18 protein-coding genes are annotated in these 19,240 nt (G+C 38.0%); 11 read left to right on the top strand and 7 right to left on the bottom strand.

Going from position 1 to position 19,240, the window contains the following annotated elements:
• Positions 1 to 670: 670 nt before the first annotated feature.
• From SJY09_RS12505 to SJY09_RS12495, 3 genes are read right to left on the bottom strand one after another with little or no spacing between them, the layout of a single operon-like run.
• A complete protein-coding gene (locus SJY09_RS12505; RefSeq protein ID WP_396636053.1) occupies positions 671 to 1,591 on the bottom strand; it encodes a hydroxypyruvate isomerase family protein in 921 nt (306 codons plus the stop codon).
• Position 1,592: 1 nt separating this feature from the next.
• Complete coding sequence (locus SJY09_RS12500; RefSeq protein ID WP_396636052.1) at positions 1,593 to 2,240, bottom strand: gluconate 2-dehydrogenase subunit 3 family protein; 648 nt, start codon at positions 2,238 to 2,240, stop codon at positions 1,593 to 1,595.
• Positions 2,240 to 3,958 (bottom strand): GMC oxidoreductase, encoded by a 1,719-nt coding sequence (locus tag SJY09_RS12495; RefSeq protein WP_396636051.1) that lies wholly within the window; start codon positions 3,956 to 3,958, stop codon positions 2,240 to 2,242. Before SJY09_RS12495 ends, SJY09_RS12500 begins: the two co-directional genes overlap by 1 nt.
• Positions 3,959 to 4,129: 171 nt before the next feature.
• Between SJY09_RS12495 and SJY09_RS12490 the strand changes: the two genes are divergently transcribed.
• From SJY09_RS12490 to SJY09_RS12475, 4 genes are read left to right on the top strand one after another with little or no spacing between them, the layout of a single operon-like run.
• Positions 4,130 to 5,122 carry a sugar phosphate isomerase/epimerase family protein gene (locus SJY09_RS12490; protein ID WP_396636050.1) on the top strand — a complete coding sequence of 331 codons (993 nt, stop codon included), beginning with the start codon at positions 4,130 to 4,132 and terminating at the stop codon, positions 5,120 to 5,122.
• 16 nt (positions 5,123 to 5,138) lie between these two features.
• Positions 5,139 to 5,582, top strand: coding sequence for a DinB family protein (locus SJY09_RS12485; RefSeq protein ID WP_396636049.1), 444 nt, complete (start codon positions 5,139 to 5,141; stop codon positions 5,580 to 5,582).
• 4 nt (positions 5,583 to 5,586) lie between these two features.
• Positions 5,587 to 6,816, top strand: coding sequence for a nucleoside permease (locus SJY09_RS12480; RefSeq protein WP_396636048.1), 1,230 nt, complete (start codon positions 5,587 to 5,589; stop codon positions 6,814 to 6,816).
• A gap of 46 nt (positions 6,817 to 6,862) precedes the next feature.
• Positions 6,863 to 8,002 (top strand): Gfo/Idh/MocA family protein, encoded by a 1,140-nt coding sequence (locus SJY09_RS12475; RefSeq protein WP_396636047.1) that lies wholly within the window; start codon positions 6,863 to 6,865, stop codon positions 8,000 to 8,002.
• A gap of 50 nt (positions 8,003 to 8,052) precedes the next feature.
• Here SJY09_RS12475 and SJY09_RS12470 read toward each other — a convergent pair whose 3' ends face one another.
• Positions 8,053 to 8,511 (bottom strand): ASCH domain-containing protein, encoded by a 459-nt coding sequence (locus tag SJY09_RS12470; RefSeq protein ID WP_396636046.1) that lies wholly within the window; start codon positions 8,509 to 8,511, stop codon positions 8,053 to 8,055.
• A gap of 70 nt (positions 8,512 to 8,581) precedes the next feature.
• Positions 8,582 to 10,285, bottom strand: coding sequence for a GMC oxidoreductase (locus SJY09_RS12465; RefSeq protein WP_396636045.1), 1,704 nt, complete (start codon positions 10,283 to 10,285; stop codon positions 8,582 to 8,584).
• Between the two features lie 160 nt (positions 10,286 to 10,445).
• Here SJY09_RS12465 and SJY09_RS12460 point away from each other — a divergent pair, with 160 nt between their 5' ends.
• The 7 genes from SJY09_RS12460 to nadD all read left to right on the top strand — a co-directional run bounded on the left by SJY09_RS12460 (position 10,446) and on the right by nadD (position 16,108).
• On the top strand, positions 10,446 to 11,498 hold the full coding sequence (locus SJY09_RS12460) for a sugar phosphate isomerase/epimerase family protein (protein WP_396636044.1): 1,053 nt from the start codon (positions 10,446 to 10,448) through the stop codon (positions 11,496 to 11,498).
• Positions 11,499 to 11,584: 86 nt separating this feature from the next.
• Entirely contained in the window at positions 11,585 to 12,334 is a 750-nt protein-coding gene (locus SJY09_RS12455) for a DUF1080 domain-containing protein (protein WP_396636043.1), read from the top strand.
• A 15-nt stretch (positions 12,335 to 12,349) separates the two neighbouring features.
• Positions 12,350 to 13,168: a DUF1080 domain-containing protein gene (locus SJY09_RS12450; RefSeq protein ID WP_396636042.1), complete on the top strand. Its 819-nt coding sequence runs from the start codon at positions 12,350 to 12,352 to the stop codon at positions 13,166 to 13,168.
• Between the two features lie 50 nt (positions 13,169 to 13,218).
• On the top strand, positions 13,219 to 14,025 hold the full coding sequence (locus SJY09_RS12445) for a DUF1080 domain-containing protein (protein WP_396636041.1): 807 nt from the start codon (positions 13,219 to 13,221) through the stop codon (positions 14,023 to 14,025).
• A 53-nt stretch (positions 14,026 to 14,078) separates the two neighbouring features.
• The gene (locus SJY09_RS12440) at positions 14,079 to 14,936 is read left to right on the top strand and encodes a YicC/YloC family endoribonuclease (RefSeq protein ID WP_396636040.1); all 858 of its coding nucleotides are present in this window, start codon (positions 14,079 to 14,081) and stop codon (positions 14,934 to 14,936) included.
• Positions 14,937 to 15,521: a guanylate kinase gene (gmk, locus tag SJY09_RS12435; protein WP_396636039.1), complete on the top strand. Its 585-nt coding sequence runs from the start codon at positions 14,937 to 14,939 to the stop codon at positions 15,519 to 15,521.
• Positions 15,522 to 15,523: 2 nt separating this feature from the next.
• Positions 15,524 to 16,108 (top strand): nicotinate (nicotinamide) nucleotide adenylyltransferase, encoded by a 585-nt coding sequence (gene nadD / locus SJY09_RS12430; protein WP_396636038.1) that lies wholly within the window; start codon positions 15,524 to 15,526, stop codon positions 16,106 to 16,108.
• A 13-nt stretch (positions 16,109 to 16,121) separates the two neighbouring features.
• On the opposite strand, the gene SJY09_RS12425 is transcribed toward nadD, so the two are convergent.
• A complete protein-coding gene (locus tag SJY09_RS12425) occupies positions 16,122 to 16,859 on the bottom strand; it encodes a DUF6503 family protein (RefSeq protein ID WP_396636037.1) in 738 nt (245 codons plus the stop codon).
• Positions 16,846 to 19,089 (bottom strand): anion permease, encoded by a 2,244-nt coding sequence (locus SJY09_RS12420; protein ID WP_396636036.1) that lies wholly within the window; start codon positions 19,087 to 19,089, stop codon positions 16,846 to 16,848. The genes SJY09_RS12425 and SJY09_RS12420 overlap by 14 nt, the downstream gene beginning before the upstream one ends.
• Positions 19,090 to 19,240: the final 151 nt, after the last annotated feature.

The following is a 19,240-nucleotide window of genomic DNA, read 5'->3' as shown; positions in this document are numbered from 1 at the left end:
TTTTCATTTAAAGAAAACTTACGACTTATTCTTTATATAAGGCTTTAAAACGCTAGTAAATAGCAGCGCTGCAGCATATATCATTAATATAATAACATAATTATCCATAATACTTTATTTAGGGGATTCTTTATATTTACGTTATAATAACGTAAAATGGACTATGGAAATTTTATTAAATCAGCAAAAAAATTGTTAAAACTTAATAAATATGGTTTTTTAAGGTTGGCATTAGGTGGAAAAGACCGCTCTTTGTTAATACTTTGTTTTCTTTTCAGATAAAAATGAAAGCTAATTTTAGAAATACAAAAGAGTAGTACATAGACTGTAAGTAGGTATAAGTAGGGAAACATAAATTATAAATTTGGGACTCATATAAAGTAACGAATAAGTAAGCTAATACTTACTATTGTACTTAGCAGTTCATCGAAATGTTAGATTTATTCGATGAATGGCATGATAAAAATAAATTTATAAGCAGAAACGCTAATTGGATAAAAATTCAAAACTTCTTATAAAACATGAAAGCCACAATCCATATATTGTGGCTTTCGTGTTCTTGGAAATGTTTTATTGGCACTGTCAAAGGATATAATAACACAGGGCTTGGGTCGAAATTAAAATGTTCACTTCTTACGAATACCTTGTGGGCTTACCCAGAGATAGTTTACTAGAGAAAATTATCTACTTGTTTATAGGCATTTATAACTGCTTGCTCACCATCTTTATCGGGTCTTGAGTTACCGTGCTCCATTCCTAAAATACCATCAAATCCTTTACTGTGGACAAACTTAAAAATGTTTTTATAGTTTATTTCACCAGTAGTGGGTTCTTTGCGTCCAGGATTATCACCGATTTGGATATATGCTATTTCATCCCAAGAGGCTTCCATATTAGGGATTAGGTTACCCTCCTGTATTTGCTGGTGGTAAATGTCAAAAAGAATCTTACATGAAGGAGAATCAACAGCTTTACAGATTTCGAATGCTTGGGGTGATTCCGTAAGAAATAACCCTGGATGATTTCTAAAATTAAGAGGCTCTAATACCATAGTCAGATTGTGGGGCTCTAGAATAGCCGATGCTTGCTTTAGTGACTCAACAACATTAGCTGTTTGGTAGCCCATATTTAATTTTAAATCAACATGTCCGGGAACTACCGTCATCCATTTTGCATTAACACGTTTAGCAACTTCGACGGACTCTTTTATGAAATTTAAAAACTCAGCTCTCTTTTCACTATCTCCAGACGCCAAATTCGGCTCCTTCCAATAAATCTTGTGAGCCACAAAAACACCCATATCAAGGCCGCGCTTTTGCATGGTTTTAGCCATTTTATTTTGAACGCTAATTTCTCGCTTTCTCATATTGTTATCTTCAAAAGCGGTGAAACCTTGATCAGCAATAAAATTAAGCTGATCAATGGGGTTTTCACCCGCATGATGTCGAAACATACCAATATGGGGCGCATACTTAAGATTAAACGTAGGCGCCATAACATCACTTTTGTGTGATGCAAATGAAAAATGATTGCCAAATGCCAAAGCGCCACTGGTCAAAACCGTATTACGAATAAAACTTCTGCGTTTCATTTTATAAGGACCAGGCTTTTCCACCTGTTAGTTCTTGTGTATCCGCACAGCCGATATACTCTCCCGGAACTGGAAGATAGGCCAACACTTCTTCACCAACATATTCAGATGTTTTATAGCCCCAGATAGTTAATCCTCTTAAATTATCCGCAAAGGCAAAACGTGAAACTGTGTCATCAAGGTTGGCTTCTTGCCCTGCAGCGACAGCTTTGTTGTATGTATTTATCATCTTCATATTCGTTACCTTGTCATCTTTGCTCACTTTTAATGAGGCAGCCAAGACAGGCTCTAAATCTTCTAATGTAATATCTTTTATATGTTCCTTTCCGCTATCTGCCAATACTTTGTCCATAAACTTGCTCATGGACATTTTAACGAAATCTTGTTGCTCCTTTTCCATAACTTCATTGGCAAACTTATCAATGAAAAGATGTACATTAACTTCAGATGCGGAAGGAGTGTCTGTTTTAGGTAATATGATATCCACTAATTTGGTCACCGCAGAACCTTCGTCCGCTGTAAAGAAATCTGGTGTCCATACTATGGCAGGTTCGCTCTTACAGCTTTGTATAATACTTATTAGCGTAGGGGTAGCCACGGTATAACCCATTGCAAGTCCCATATTCTTGAGTGCTTTTCTTCTATCCATTATATATTTCCTTTTTTAAGTTCTTTTGCTGCATGGTTTGCTGCTCTTGCTGTAAATGCCATATATGTTAAAGATGGATTAACACAGCTGGCAGAGGTCATGAATGCTCCATCTGTAACATAAACATTGGGTACATCATGTAATGCATTGTTTCCGTCCACTACAGAGGTTTTTCTGTTACGACCCATTCTAGCAGTACCCATTTCATGGATTCCAAGACCAAGAGCTGTCTCTCTGTCAAACGGTTCCACTTCTTTTAGTCCTGCCTTAGTAAGCATATCCACCGCTGATTGCATCATATCTTTTCTCATATTCAATTCGTTCTCCTTGAATTCTGCATCAAAGGTGGCCGTTGGAAGGCCCCATTGATCCAATTTGTCATAATCCAAGGTGAAACGGTTATCTTGATAGGGCAATACTTCGCCGAAACCGCCCATACCAAAGGTCCATCCTCCTGGTTTAAGAATAGCTTCTTTGAGCGCAGTACCGTGAGATAGTTCCGCGATACTTTCTTCCCAATTACCTCTTCCGGCACCTCCTTGATAACCAAAACCTCTTGTGTATTCCTTTCTGTTGGAATCACCTCCTAGGTTTCTAAAACGGGGAAGGTAAATTCCGTTAGGTTTTCTTCCTTTATAGTATTTATCCTCGAATCCGTCAAATTTTCCTTGGGCGCCCACTCCTAAATGGTGATCCATAATGTTACGTCCAAGTTGATCGGAATCGTTCCCCATACCATTAGGAAAACGGTCCGATTTAGATTGCATTAAAATGGAAGTAGAGGCTATGGCAGAAGCACAAAGGAAAATTACTTTGGCTTTAAACTCATAAACTTCTTTGGTTACACGATCAATCACTTTTACACCGGTCGCTCTTTTGGTGTCTGCATCATAAATAACTTCATGTACAATAGAATCTGGCCTTAGTGTCATGTTCCCAGTAGCTTCGGCGGCTGGTAATGTTGAGGAAAGGCTGCTAAAATATGCTCCAAAAGGACATCCGCGAATACATCTGTTTCTGTATTGACATCTAGAACGTCCATCTCCATCAAATTGCTTGTCACTATTGATATGCGCTACACGACCAGCGGTAATAACCCTGCCATCAAAGTTTTCCGCTACTTTTTCCCTAACGTGTTGCTCAACGCAGTTCAGCTCCATCATAGGTTCAAATTGCCCATCGGGAAGTTGCGGAAGGCCTAGTTTTTCGCCAGTAACACCAATGTAGGACTCTACTTTGTCATACCAAGGTGCAATGTCTTTATAACGCACAGGCCAATCCACTCCATGACCGTCGTTTAAATTTGCTTTAAAGTCTATATCGCTCCAACGGTAACTGTGGCGGCCCCATTGTAATGAACGTCCACCTACATGATAACCACGCATCCAGTCAAAACGTTTTACTTCGTTATAAGGATGCTCTAAGTCATTAACGAACCACATTTTACTAGCCGCTTTAGTGGTGTATCCCGTTCTATTTTGTTTTTCTTGTTTGGCAATATCTTCTTGAGTAGGTTGCCCAGCATTTGGAAAATCCCATGGATCCATATTGGCGGTTTCATAGTCATCCCTATGCTTTACCATTCTTCCCCGCTCCAAAACAAGGGTCTTTAGGCCATTTTCACATAATTCCTTTGCAGCCCATCCACCGCTAATACCGGTTCCAACAACTATTGCGTCGTAAGATTCCTGCTCTTCATTGTAATAAAATTTGCTCATAGAAATTGTTTAGTTTCTAAATTTATTAAATATAAAATTAATTCTCTACATTTAATCTTCAATCTTCCTGATGATTTCTTGCGAAAACGTTAGAGAATTTCGTTTTTAGATTTATTTTTAACATTTGACTCGTTACTAAGTACCTAACCCACTAAAACACATATCAAACCGATGAAAAGAAGAAATTTTATTAGAAAAACCGCTGTAGCAGGTGTTGGCATTTCGTTCCTAGGAACATACGCCTGTAAGGAAATAAAAAAAGAAAACGACGCTACTAAGGAAGTAATTGATGTTGCGGCTGAAAAGGCACCATTTTTTACACTCTCCCTAGCACAGTGGTCCATTCATCGAATGATAAGAGAAGATGGGGTAGATCCATACACATTTTCAGAAAAGGCAAAAAACTGGGGCTTTACGGGGTTGGAGTATGTGAGTCAGTTATACAATCCGGAACTATCGGACGCAGAATATTCTGAAGAGGCAATGGCTGCTTTTGTAAACAAATCTAACGCAGAAGCAAAAAAGCACGGTATGAAAAACGTGCTAATTATGATTGACGGTCAAGGAAATTTGGCAGTAAGTGATGAAGCCGAACGAAATGAAACTGTTGAAAAACACAAACGTTGGGTAGATGCTGCCGCTGCTATGGGCTGCCATTCCATTAGAGTAAATCTTAACGGAAGCCTTGACCCTGAAGAATGGAAAATGAATTCCGTTGACGGTCTTACCAAGTTATCTACTTACGCTAAAGAAAAGAATATTAATATTTTAGTAGAAAACCACGGCGGCCTTTCTTCAAACGGAGCTTTGCATGCGGAAGTCATGAAAATGGTTAATATGGATAACTGCGGAACGCTACCTGATTTCGGAAACTTCTGTATTACGAGAAAACCGGATAGTAGGGAGTGCGAACTAGAATATGACAAGTATAAGGGTGTAAAAGAATTAATGCCCTACGCCAAAGCTGTGAGTGCAAAATCCAATAATTTCGATGCTAATGGGAATGAGATAGGAATAGATTATGTAAAGATGTTACAGATGGTGAAAGACCACGGTTATAAAGGTTTTGTGGGTGTAGAATACGAAGGAAGCGTATTGGATGAGGAAGCTGGGATAAAAGCTACGAGAGACCTATTGCTTAAAGCGGCTAAAGAAGTAGTTTAAAAGAAGATAATATCTTATGAAAGTTTTTTTTAATGAGCTTTTTGACTATAATTTTTATTGTAACAAGAAAATAATTGATAACGCCATGGCGATTGAAAAAGTTCCTGAAAAGAGTCAGGAACTTTTTAGTCATATTTTAAATGCGCATCATATTTGGAATGCACGAATTCTGGGAAGACCTTCTGATTTCGGTATCTGGGATAAACACGCGATTAAGGATTGGGCAGACATTCATTATGAAAACCAAAGGAGTTCGTTTGATATTACAACGAATGCAGATAATTTTGAAAAGCGAATAGATTATGAGAATACCGAGGGGAGACTTTTTACCAACACGCTCCAGGATATACTCTTCCATATTATAAACCACTCGACCAATCATAGAGGGCAAATAGCGACAGATTTTAGAAACAATAACATAGAACCAATTGTATTAGACTACGTGTACTACAAGAGATAAAATTATGAAAGCAGGAATACGGATACAGCTTTGTATTATGATGTTTTTAGAATTTTTTATCTGGGGAGGGTGGTTTGTTACACTAGGTACTTTTTTGGGAAATAATATCGGTGCTACGGATGGGCAAATAGCTCAAGCGTTTTCCACACAATCGTGGGGTGCCATCATTGCTCCATTTGTAATCGGATTAATAGCGGATAAATATTTTAACGCAGAAAGAATATTAGGTGTTTTACATATTATGGGAGCAGTTCTGTTGTACATGATGTACAGTACCATTTCTTTTGACCTTTTTTATCCCTACGTGTTAGGGTATATGATACTGTATATGCCTACTTTGGCTTTGGTTAATTCTGTTTCGTTTAATCAAATGAAAAATCCTGCAAAGGAGTTTTCTTTAGTACGCGTTTTCGGAACAATGGGTTGGATTATAGCAGGTCTCTTAATAAGTTATTTCTTCAATTGGGATTCTGATGTTGGTATTTCTGCGGGTTTACTAAAGAATACATTTTTGATGACGGCTATTGCTTCATTAGCACTTGGGTTGTTTAGCTTTACTTTGCCTAAAACACCCCCAGGAGCACAAAGTGGGGAAAAACTAACATTGTCAGAAATAGTCGGTTTAGATGCCTTAAAACTATTAAAGGATAAGAACTTCCTCATATTTTTTATCTCTTCTATACTTATTTGTATACCGCTGGCTTTTTACTATCAAAATGCAAATCCCTTTTTGGTAGAAATTGGAATGGAAAATCCAACAGGAAAAATGACCCTGGGTCAAATTTCTGAAATTCTCTTTATGCTTTTATTGCCGTATTTCTTTACCAGGTTCGGGTTCAAGAAAACCATTCTTGTCGCCATGCTAGCTTGGGCGGTAAGGTATTTACTTTTTGCTTATGGCAATACGGGAGACCTAGGATTTATGCTATTAACAGGTATTGCATTGCATGGTATTTGTTATGATTTTTTCTTTGTTTCGGGACAAATATATACAGATAGTAAGGCAGGGGCTAAATATAAAAGCTCTGCTCAGGGTTTAATAACATTAGCAACATATGGGTTGGGAATGTTAGTAGGTTTTTGGATTGCAGGGAAAATTTCCAATAATTACCTCCTAAGTGATGGCACTCACATATGGGACACCATTTGGTTGTATCCCTCTGGCTTTGCCCTTATTGTGTTGGTTTTGTTTGCGCTACTATTCGAATCTGAAAAAATCGACTACAAATCTTAGAATTTTTACATAAATTGAAATTTAAACCATTTAATACGATTACAACATGCCAAAGAAAATTAGATTAGGAATTTTAGGAGGGGGAGGAGATTCTCTTATTGGAGTATTGCATAGAGTAGCATCTCACATAAACGATAATTATCAGATTACCGGAGCTGTGTTTAATCCGGATTTTGATGCTAACATAGATTTTGCGAAAGAAATAGACGTTCCTCTAAATAGAATTTATAAGGATTTTGACACGTTTATTGCAGAGGAGATGAAACTTCCTGCAGATGAACGCATTCAGGTCTGCTCCGTGCTTACGCCAAATTTCTTACATTTTCCTATGGCAAAAAAGCTGTTGGATAATGGGTTTCACGTCATATGTGAAAAACCGATGACCACTACTTTGGAAGAGGCTAAAATACTACAGGAAACTCATGAAAAAGCAGGAACTGTTTTCGCTTTAACGCATACCTACACCGGTTATCCAATGGTGCGTCAAATGCGAGAAATGATTAAAGAAGGTGCCCTAGGAAGAATACATAAGGTAGATGCCAGATACTATCAAGGTTGGATAAACACCATAATTCACGATAAAGCTAAACGCTCCTCTGTTTGGAGATTGGACCCTAAAAAGGCGGGCATCAGTTCTTGTATGGGAGATATCGGAGTGCATGCTTTTAATCTTGTAGAATTTACCACTGGGCTAAGAGTAAAGTCGCTCCTTTGTGATTTTAATTACCTATATGAAGACAATCAAATGGATGTAGACGGAACTGTTCTTATTCGTTTAGGAGATCATGTAAAAGGCGTTATTCGTGGTAGTCAAGTAGCTACGGGAGAGGAAAATGGATTAGCCATTGCAATCTATGGTGAAAAGGGAGCTTTTAGATGGGAACAGGAAAAACCAAACTTCCTTTATAAGATGAGTGACACGGAACCAACGCAAGTTTATAAACCTGGTCATGCATATAATTCGGAGCTTTCATTGGACGGAACTAAACTTCCTGCCGGTCATCCAGAAGGTATTTTTGATTCTATGGCCAATATTTATTTAGGGGCTGCACGAGCGATAAGAGGAGAGCAATACAATGATGGAGAGTTCCCAACAATGACTGATGGGGTGCGTGGAATGGATTTTATCGAGTCTACGGTAGAATCACATAAAAACGGAAATACTTGGGTTAAAATGGAAGGTTAATCAAGAATAAAACAGGATAAAAATAAAGCCGCTTCGTGCGGCTATATTTTTTAAAATACTTTTTCGAATTCTTCACATACAATAATCATACTTTCTCTCGGAACACGTCCAAAAGGTTCCAGTTCACGGGTGAAATAATCCCAGTGTACTTTTTTCCAGTAGGCCAAACTTTTATCCCCTTCTCCTTCCAACTGGGCATAGCTTTCATCGATACTAAAAAAAGGCTTAAGTTTTACGGCGGTCGTTTGTACAATGCATTGTGCTTCACCTTTCCAGTTCGTTACTACTAGGAAATCCCCTATTTTGGGTAGTGGTTCATTCCTGTATTGTAAACCAAGTAAGGAATGGGAGGTAGCTTTTTTAATCCCTTTTTTTGCCAGTGCTGCACATTCATTGGCATCTTTTTCATTATCACAAAAACATTCGGTTTTTGGTGACTCATGAAAGACATCCTCGAGATGGTTTTTAAGGTAATCTCCCCACATGTTGTTAGCTGAAGCGTTTTCCATGAAATTTAAACGTAAGATGTTTGATTGATATTGTTAATTTTTGTCATAATTATTGGAAGCGTAAACATTATTAAGAGAACTTCCCTGCCTTAAATTCTTTAGCTGCATGATTGGCCGCTCTGGCTGTAAAAGCCATATAGGTCAATGAAGGATTTACACAGCTAGAACTACTCATAAAGGCCCCGTCTGTCATATAAACATTCGGGACCAAGTGCACCTGATTGTGCTTGTTTACGATTGAAGTTTTTGAAGAATGTCCCATTCTTGCGCCGCCCATTTCATGAATGCCCAATCCCGGTCCGGATGGTTCGTCATAAGGTTGTACATCTTTAAATCCTGATGCTTTAAACATAGCTACAATTTCTTTCTTGATGTCCTCTCTCATTCTATATTCATTTTCCTTGAACTCTACATCGAAGGCAAGTTGTGGTAAGCCCCATTTATCTTTTTTAGTGGTACTTAACATTACCCTGTTATCATCATAAGGCAAAAATTCTCCAAATCCGGTTACTCCTATCTGCCATTTTCCAGGTTTCAAGATTTCTTCTTTCAATGCAGACCCATAACCCATTTCTGCTACTGAGGCCGACCAATCTTCCCGGCTTGCAGTTCCTTGATAACCAAAACCTCTTGTATATCCCTCTCTCTTGGTATTTTCATTCAAGTTTACAAAGCGAGGTATGTAAAAGCCGTTAGGTCTTCTACCCTTGTAGTATTTGTCTAGATATCCATCAATTTTAGCAGTCGCCCCAAGTTTATAATGGTGATCCATTATTCCCCTGCCTAGCGCATCTGAATCATTTCCTAGACCATTAGGGAAACGTTCAGATTTAGACTGCAACATTATCCCGACCGATGCCATTGCGGAAGCGCATAAAAATATGACATTTGCATTAAAAACTAAGGTCTCATTAGTCTCTGCATCAATAATCTTTACCCCGGAGGCTCTTTTGGTGTGATCATCATAAATCACCTCGTGAACAATGGAATTTGGTCTCAAGGTCATATTTCCAGTACGTTCAGCGGCGGGTAGTGTAGAAGAATTACTACTAAAATAACCACCGAACGGACAACCTCTCCAACATCTATTTCTATATTGACACGGGTTCCTCCCTTCTACTTTAACATCTTTATCGGTTATATGCGCTACCCTGCCAATAGTGACCAATCTGCCATCGTCAAATTTCTCGGAAACAGCAGTTTTAAATTCTTCTTCTGCACAATTTAAATCCATTGGCGGTTGAAATTTGCCATCGGGTAATTGTGCCAAACCAAGGTTTTCACCACTAACTCCAATATACTCCTCAACCTTGTCATACCAAGGGGCTATATCCTTGTAGCGAACAGGCCAATCCACTCCAATATTCTCTTTTTTATTCGCTTCAAAATCTAAATCGCTCCAACGGTAACTTTGTCTCCCCCAAGTCAGCGAACGACCACCAACATGATACCCTCTAATCCAATCAAAACGTTTTATTTCTTCGTAAGGATGTTCCAGGTCGTTAACAAAAAAGTGTTTTACATCTTCCGTAGGAGCCCAATTTACACGACGCTGTTTATGGTATTTTTCTTTATCTTCTTTAGAAAGTTCCCCTTTAAGCGAATAATCCCAAGGGTCGTCGTTCATAGTTTTATAATCCTTAATGTGCTCTACCATAGGTCCTCGCTCCAAGACTAATGTCTTTAAACCGTTCTCGCATAATTCCTTGGCAGCCCAACCTCCGCTTATTCCTGTACCTACGACGATTGCGTCATATGTGTTATCTTGATTCATCTTGGAAATTTTATTCTAATTATGATGTAATTCCTATATTTATAACGTAACTCGTTTAAAACGTAATATCCAACAAGTATTTTCTAAATATAGTATTAAAATCTGAAATTTATAAAGTTCAGATAAGACACATTTTAATTAATAAATAGCATAAACCAATATGAAAACAGTAAAAGGACCAGCAGTATTTTTGGCACAGTTTGTAGATAGTAAAGCACCTTTTAATTCGTTAGACGGGATGTGTAAATGGGCTTCGGATTTGGGTTATAAGGGCATACAGATACCGACATGGGAAAGTTTTTTGATCGACTTGGACAAAGCAGCAGAAAGTCAGACCTATTGTGATGAACTAAAGGGCAAGGTCAATTCTTATGGCTTGGAAATAACAGAGCTTTCTACGCATTTGCAAGGACAGCTGGTTGCCGTACATCCCGCTTACGACCTAATGTTCGATAATTTTGCCCCTGATGCCGTTAAAAACAACCCTAAAGCAAGGACTGAATGGGCTGTTGATGTTGTGAAAAAGGCAGCTACGGCAAGCCGTAGGTTAGGTATTTCTGCTCATGCCACATTCTCTGGAGCATTACTCTGGCATACGTGGCATCCATGGCCACAGCGCCCTGCGGGACTTGTAGAAATGGGTTTCGAAGAGCTCGCTAAGCGTTGGATGCCAATTTTAAATCATTTTGACGAGCAAGGTGTTGATGTATGTTATGAAATACACCCTGGGGAAGACCTACATGATGGCGATACCTTTGAGCGCTTTTTAGAAGCTACGGGAAATCATAAACGTGTAAATATTCTTTATGACCCCAGCCATTTTGTTCTACAACAGCTAGATTATATTGAATATATTGACCATTATCATGAATTTATCAAATCATTCCACGTAAAGGATTCAGAATTTAATCCTACGGGGAAGAAAGGAGCTTTCGGGGGTTATAACGATTGGGGCGATCGCGCGGGAAGGTATCGCTCCCTTGGTGATGGCCAAATAGATTTTAAAACAATTTTTTCAAAGTTGACACAGTATGGTTGTGATGTTTGGGCCGTTATGGAATGGGAATGTTGTATAAAAAGCCCGGAACAAGGTGCTCGTGAAGGGGCTATTTTTATCCAAGACCATATTATTGAAGCTACCCAAAAGACATTTGATGATTTCGCTGGATCGGCCGTTGACAAAGAAATGCTCAAAAAAATACTGGGGCTTTAGGTCCTAATAGGCCATAAAAATGTTGTTCGTAGAAAAAAGAATGTCAAATAGGCTTTCTGTCTTATTTTAACAAACAAATTAAAATTATGAAATATTTATTGTTGATTACGACACTGGTTTTGACGTTGAGTTCGTGTAAGGAGAAAACAAAACGGGCAGCTATAGCAGAACAAACCGCAGAACAAGACGACAAAGAGGAGACCTCTGCAGATTGGACGATACTATTTGATGGAAGTTCTTTTGATAATTGGCACTACTACGGCAAAGGTGAAGTTATTCAACCTTGGAAGTTAGAAGATGGGGCAATGGTCTTCTATCCTCCAAAAGAGAGACAAAAGGGGGAGGCTTTTAATATAGTTACCAAGAAGGAATATACAGATTTTGTCCTTTCTCTGGAATGGCGTATTGCCGAGGCTGGGAATAGTGGTATTTTTTGGGGAGTTCATGAAGACCCATCTCTCAATGAAGCTTATCAAAGTGGTCCTGAAATACAAGTGTTAGATAATGATAAACATCCAGATGGGAAGAACGGAACTACACATCAGGCAGGGGCATTGTACGATATGGTCGCCCCTTCAAAAGATGTTACGAAACCTATAGGAGAATGGAATCATTGTGTCATTACCATAAATCATAAGACTAATACAGGTTTGGTTGTCCTGAATGATGTGGAGATAGTAAATTTTCCCGTGAACAATCCGGAATGGAGCAAAATGGTAAGCCAGTCTAAGTTTAATGGTTGGGAACATTTTGGAAAGTATACTACCGGTAAAATAGGTTTACAGGACCACGGCGACGTTGTGGCATACAGGGATATCAAAATCAAGGAACTTTAAAATTTAAAGATTACAATGAATAAACTAGCTACTCTCGGATTATTAGGTGTGCTAATTTTAAGTTCGTGCCAAGAATCGACCAAAGAAGCCGCTCTTTCTAATATAGCAAAAAAAGAGGCTGTTATAGTGCATGAGGAGTATACAAAGCCAGAGCCGACAAAACCAGAAGGAACGGAATTCTACGAACCCAAGGTGCCTGTGGTCGGTTCTGCATTAAATGGAGGTGTGCCCAGTGATGCTATTGTTCTTTTCGATGGCAGTTCTCTAGAAGGGTGGATGCACGTGCAAGATAGCACAGCCGCTAAATGGCATTTGAATGAAGATGGTAGCATGACCGTTGCGGATAAAACGGGAAATATTAGAACTAAAGAGGAATTTGGAGATATCCAATTGCATATTGAATGGAAATCACCCATTCCTGTTCAGCGTGAAGGGCAGAATAGAGGAAATAGCGGTGTTTTTTTGAACGGTATTTATGAGGTTCAAGTCTTGGATAATAATAATAATGATACTTATGTGAACGGGCAAGTCGGCGCTATATACAAACAAGGCCCACCTTTGGCCATGGCTTCTTCACCTACTGGGGAATGGAACGTTTACGATATTATTTATCATGCGCCGGAATTTAACTCGGAAGGGGATAAAATTAAGTCAGGTACACTTACTGTTTTTCATAATGGAGTTGTGATACAAGACCATACGGAAATTAAAGGTACTACTCCTTATATAGGGTGGCCAAAGAACCCTGCCCACGGTAAAGGTCCGTTAATGCTTCAAGACCATGGAGATGATAGTGGTGTGAGCTATCGCAATATTTGGGTAAGAGAACTTTGAGATTAAACCTAGACTCAGAAACGCTAGTATTAAAAGGTTAAAGTCACAAAATGAAGCAATTTATTCATATAATTACGACACTTTTTCTTCTAACAAGCTGTCAGGAGAAAGATAAAGCAGATGTTAAAGAGGAATACCATTCCGACGAAAGGGTAGTTTCCTCTAAATATGTGGGAGAAGAACCTACGACTCCAGAAGCCACCGAAATATATGAACCTGTACCTCCTAAAGTTACACTTTCAGAGTATAAAGTACCCAGTGATGCTATAGTATTATTCGATGGAGCCGGACTTGATGAATGGGTTCATGTTGTGGATAGTAGCGCTGCACAATGGCATATTGTAGGTGACGGTAGTATGTTGGTAAAGGACAAATCCGGAGATATTATGACCAAAAGAAATTTTGGAAGTATGCAATTGCATATTGAATGGATGTCCCCAAAAGAGGTTATAAATGAGGGACAAAGCAGGGCGAATAGCGGAATTTTTATTCAACAGCGATATGAAATCCAAATTATGGACAGTAATGATAATCCTACCTATACCAACGGTCAAGTAGGAGCTGTTTATAAGCAATCTATTCCGCTGGCCATGGCTTCTGTACCATCTGGAGAATGGAATACCTATGATATCATTTATAGGGCTCCGGAATTTGAAAACGAAAAGCTAGTACAACCTGCCTACGTAACCGTATTTCATAATGGTGTGCTTATTCAAAATCATTTTGAAATCGAAGGACCTGTTAAATATATTGGTTGGCCCAGTTATGAAGCACACGGTAAAGCACCAATTCAGTTACAAGATCATGGTGATAATAGCCGCGTGAGCTATCGCAATATTTGGGTTAGGGAATTGTAGTGTTAAAATTTCTTTTACAAAAGAATTACATTTGCAAAATATAAATAGAACCTATGATTCAATCCATGACTGGATTCGGTAAGCATGTAATACAGCTTCCAACTAAGAAAATTACGGTAGAGATAAAATCCTTAAATAGTAAGAGCATAGATTTAAATGCTCGTATGCCATCTGCATACCGGGAAAAAGAGCTAGAATTAAGAAAATTGATTGCCAATTCACTTCAAAGAGGAAAAGTTGATTTTAGTTTATATATAGAAATTACCGGAGACGAAACTTCCACTAAGGTAAACGAAAGTGCTGTTAGGCAATATATGGAACAGCTGAAGTCCATTGCCGGTGGTGATGATCTTAAACTTTTAGAGATGGCACTTCGTTTTCCCGATGCCATGCGAGCGGATAAAGAGGATATAGATGAAGAGGAATATAAAGCTATAGTAGCAGCTCTGAAAGGAGCACTATCTGAAATAAACAAATTTAGATCAGAAGAAGGAAACGTTTTAGAAAGGGATTTTTTGGACCGTATTTCTTCCTTAAAGGATTTATTACAAAAGGTGCTTGAGATGGATCCGGACCGCCAGGGAACTATTAGAGAGCGTTTGGAAAAAGCGGTACAGGATATTAAACAAGACATAGATGCAAATAGATTTGAACAGGAGCTTATTTATTATCTTGAGAAATATGATATTACCGAGGAAAAAGTGCGTTTAGCCAATCATTTGGATTATTTTACCAAGACCATACAATCAGATGATAGTAATGGTAAAAAATTAGGCTTTATTTCTCAAGAGATAGGAAGGGAGATAAATACTATTGGCTCAAAAGCAAATTACGCGCCAATGCAACAGTTGGTTGTTCAAATGAAAGATGAATTAGAAAAAATAAAGGAGCAAATGCTAAATGTATTATAGATGAAAGGGGGTAAACTCATCATATTTTCGGCTCCATCAGGAAGTGGCAAAACTACCATTGTTAGACATTTGCTTGGCTGTGAGGATTTAAATTTGGCCTTTTCTGTATCCGCTACTTCTAGACCAAGACGTGGAAAGGAGAAGAATAAAGAACATTATTATTTTATGACGGTTTCAGAATTTAAGAAACATATAAAAAATGATGATTTTCTCGAGTGGGAAGAAGTTTATAGAGATAATTTTTACGGAACCTTAAAGAGTGAAGTAGAACGTTTATGGGCGGAAGGGAAGAATGTTATTTTTGATATAGATGTTGCTGGGGGACTTCGGATTAAAAAGAAATTTCCGGAACAGACCTTGGCCGTTTTTGTGAAACCACCAAGCGTAGACGAGCTTAAAATACGTTTAAAGAAGAGAAGTACGGAAACCGACGATAAGATTAATATGAGAATTGCAAAGGCCTCTGTAGAACTAGCAACAGCACCGCAATTTGATAGTATTATCAAAAACTACGATTTAGAGATAGCATTAAAAGAAGCGGAAGAACTAGTTGCCGACTTTGTTAATAAGAAGGGAACGGAATAAAGATGAAGAAGGTTGGGTTATATTTTGGCACCTTTAATCCAATACATATTGGTCATTTGGTTATTGCGAATCATATGGCAGAGTTTTCTGAACTAGATGAGGTTTGGTTCGTAGTAACACCACAAAGTCCGTTTAAGGTCAAGAAAACCCTTTTAGACAATCATCATAGATATCAGATGGTATTGGAAGCAACTAAGGATTTCCCCAAATTAAAACCTAGTAAAATTGAGTTTGATTTACCTCAGCCAAATTATACCATTAATACCCTGGCTCACCTAGATGAGAAGTATTTCGATAAATATCAATTCTGTCTTATCATGGGAGAGGACAACCTGAAAGGTTTCCACAAGTGGAAAAACTACGATGTAATTCTAGATAACTACGAACTTTTTGTATACCCTAGAATATCAGAAGGGTCTGTAGAGCATAGATTCAAAGGTCATAAAAAGATACACAAGGTAAAAGCGCCTATTATGGAAATCTCCTCTACTTTCATTAGAAATGAACATAAAAAAGATAAAAATATCAGTCCAATGCTACCAGCAAATGTTTGGAAATATATGGACGAAATGAACTTTTACAGATAGTTTAAACTGTATTTTACAAAGCGCTTCCTTTAGTAAGAATATCCGTTCCTAAATATTTGTCATTCTTATTATAATACCATGCCCTTGTTTTCGGCATTTTTATACCATTTACTTCGAGAATATCATCCAGAAGAATATACTCCCCATCATTTTTAGATTCGTCATGGAAAAATTGATACACTTCCATAGCATAGGTTAGAGGGTCAAAATAAAAATACCAAGTATCCTTACCTACTTCTTCATCATAATTTACTTTTAGAACGAGATATTCCGTCCCTTTGAACGATTTCTTTCTTACTTCTGGAGCAATGATGGTCCCTGGGTCCTTTAGCTTCATTGGTAGGCCATAAAGATAGGTGTAATAGTTTTTCATCATTTTAGCTCTATCGCAAGTTATCCTTAAACTATCCCTGTATTTTTTAGATATAACCGTACTCCCATTTAATTTTAAGAGGCAGCTGTCTTTCACTAAAATAGATTCTATAGTGTTGTTGTCCTTTCTTACGGTAGATTTAAAATATTCTGCAGGCAAGTCCATGAATAGAATACTATGCCGATCACTAGAATTAGGAGTATTCATAGTAATGGCCAGCTTACCCTTGAATTTTTTCCAATTGCCTTCTTTGTCGTGGAATTGGATCGCTCTTTCTAGCAAATCGGTTCCCGATATGTCTTGGGAATTACCTAGTTGATTTACAATTATGCATAGAAAAAAGGAGAGCGAAAATCCAAGGGTTTTACTTATTTGCATATTTGTCATAAGTTTCTATCAAGTTCATTGTTGCTTGCAGTAAATCCTTGGTTTCTAATAGCAAACTAAAATATAGTGCTGTATTCTTAGGACTTGATTCATCGGAACGGGTACGTTCTACCTGCTTTGCTATTTTTTGGTCTAACTTATGGAGTAGTTCTTCCCGACCCATTAATAGGTTGGTGAGATTTCCAAAATTTCTTGATTCGAATATTTCGCGAACTTCTATGAAGAGTTTCTCTACATATTGATCTGTTTCTTTAAGGTCTTTTATTTGATTAAACCTAAGCTTTTTGTGATTGTTGTTTACGTGTTTGAATCCAGCTTTGGAAATATATTCCAGAGACTGGGTCATATCTTGGAGGTAGCTCAATGCCGTAATATAAAAATTACTGGTTCCGACGCTGGATTCATCTAGATTCTTTATGAAGTAAAATATATTATCCCTAAGCTCTTCTACTTCCCTGTCTAGTTTGGAAATCCCCTTTTTACCTTTTTTTAAGGTATCAATATCATGTTTCGCAAGACCATCTATGCTTTGCGTATAGACTTTGCTCCCTCTTTTCATTGCCAGAGCTATGTTGGCTGCACTTTCTTCAATTAGGTCTATAATAGTATTACTTTCCGCTTTTTGTAGTTTTTCCTCTAGTTTGGTTTCCTTCATTTTCCTGGAATGTGAGAGGTAATTCTTGCCTATAAGTAAAAAGGCTAGGACCAAAAGAATTCCAATAGCAATTATACCACCAAGATGTATGAGATAAGCTATTATTGCGGCCGCCGTAAATGCGCTGAAAGCCGTAAAGAACCAACCTCCAATAACATTTAATACACCTGCTACTCTATAAACCGCACTTTCTGGCCCCCACGCTCTGTCCGCTAAGGAGGTACCCATGGCCACCATAAAGGTTACATAGGTAGTGGAGAGTGGTAATTTCATGGAAGTAGCCAATGAAATAAGAACACTAGCAACCATTAAGTTAACGGAGGCACGCACTAAATCAAAGGCAGGTAAATCCTTTACCTTGCTCTTTGGAATATAAACGTAGGGTTTCTCAAACTGCCGGTTGATTTTCTCTTGAATGTTTTTAGGAATAATACCGGATAGACTTTCGGATGCGTTGATACTATATTTTACGATATGTCTAGATAAAAAATTAGGCTGAAAACGCTCATCTCCCTCATCTTGTCTAGATAAATCGACACTGGTTTTAACTACGTTCTTGGCTTTGGAAGAAAACCAAAGGGTAACCACCATAATAAGACCTGAAGCCAATAAGAGATAGGTAGGTGCCTGACTTGCGGTATTTAATCCCTTCATATTGAATTCAGACGCTAAAACACCAGAGCTTTGCCAACTATCATAAGATGCCAAAGCAGCTAACGGTACCCCTATAAAATTTACAAGGTCATTCCCTGCAAATGCCATGGCCAAAGCAAACGTGCCCAGTATTATTATTATGGTATAAATATTCCAGTCTAATAATTTGGTAAAGATAAAGGAGATTAGAGACCAGAAAATGATATTACCCAGCATAAATAATTCCGGTTGCGTGCTTATGAACATAGACACTTCAGGAGATAGAATAGACGTCCCCTTTAGTCCTTTTACTAGAATAAAATAGACAATGGCCGTTATTGCCAGTCCACCAAAAAGGGCGCCAATCCATTTCGGTTTTTCCTCAAACTTAAAAGAAATCAGTACTCTAGAAATAAATTGAACTAAGGCCCCAACCGTAAAAGCAACTACGACAGAGAGCAAGATGCCCAAGATTATCTCTGTTGCCTTTTGGGTGTTTATATAATTTGCCAAATCCGATAGAGCACCGTCTGATGCATAGATCTTTACCAATGAAATGGCTACAGCCGCACCTAATAATTCAAAAACAATGGATACCGTAGTTGATGTAGGCATACCAAGGGTATTGAAGAAATCCAATAATAAAATATCGGTAATCATTACTGCCATGAAAATGATCATAATCTCTGCAAAGACGAATTCACTAGGATTAAAAATCCCCTTACGGGCAACTTCCATCATACCGCTAGAAGAAATTGCTCCAAAGGCAATGCCTACACTGGCAACAATCATAATAGTTTTAAAGGAAATGGCCTTTGAGCCAATAGCGGAATTTAAAAAGTTAACTGCGTCATTGCTTACACCCACAACCAAATCGGTAATGGCAAGAACAGCCAACGCAATAATCATAAATAAGTAAATGTTCTCGCTCATCTAAAAATAAATAAAAGCAAAAATCATATTATAATTCATCAGTAAGGTTAAAATAAGGTTATGAAGTAAAAAAATACCTTTCTCAAAATAACACAAAAACGAAAAGTACTAAAATCTTTTGTAATACTAGGTAATAGGATTAGGGTAATTA

This window comes from Maribacter sp. R77961 (assembly GCF_044594925.1).
In the GTDB taxonomy this organism is placed as follows: domain Bacteria; phylum Bacteroidota; class Bacteroidia; order Flavobacteriales; family Flavobacteriaceae; genus Maribacter.
Note: the sequence above shows the minus strand (reverse complement) of the source record. Positions and strands in the feature narration are given on the sequence as shown.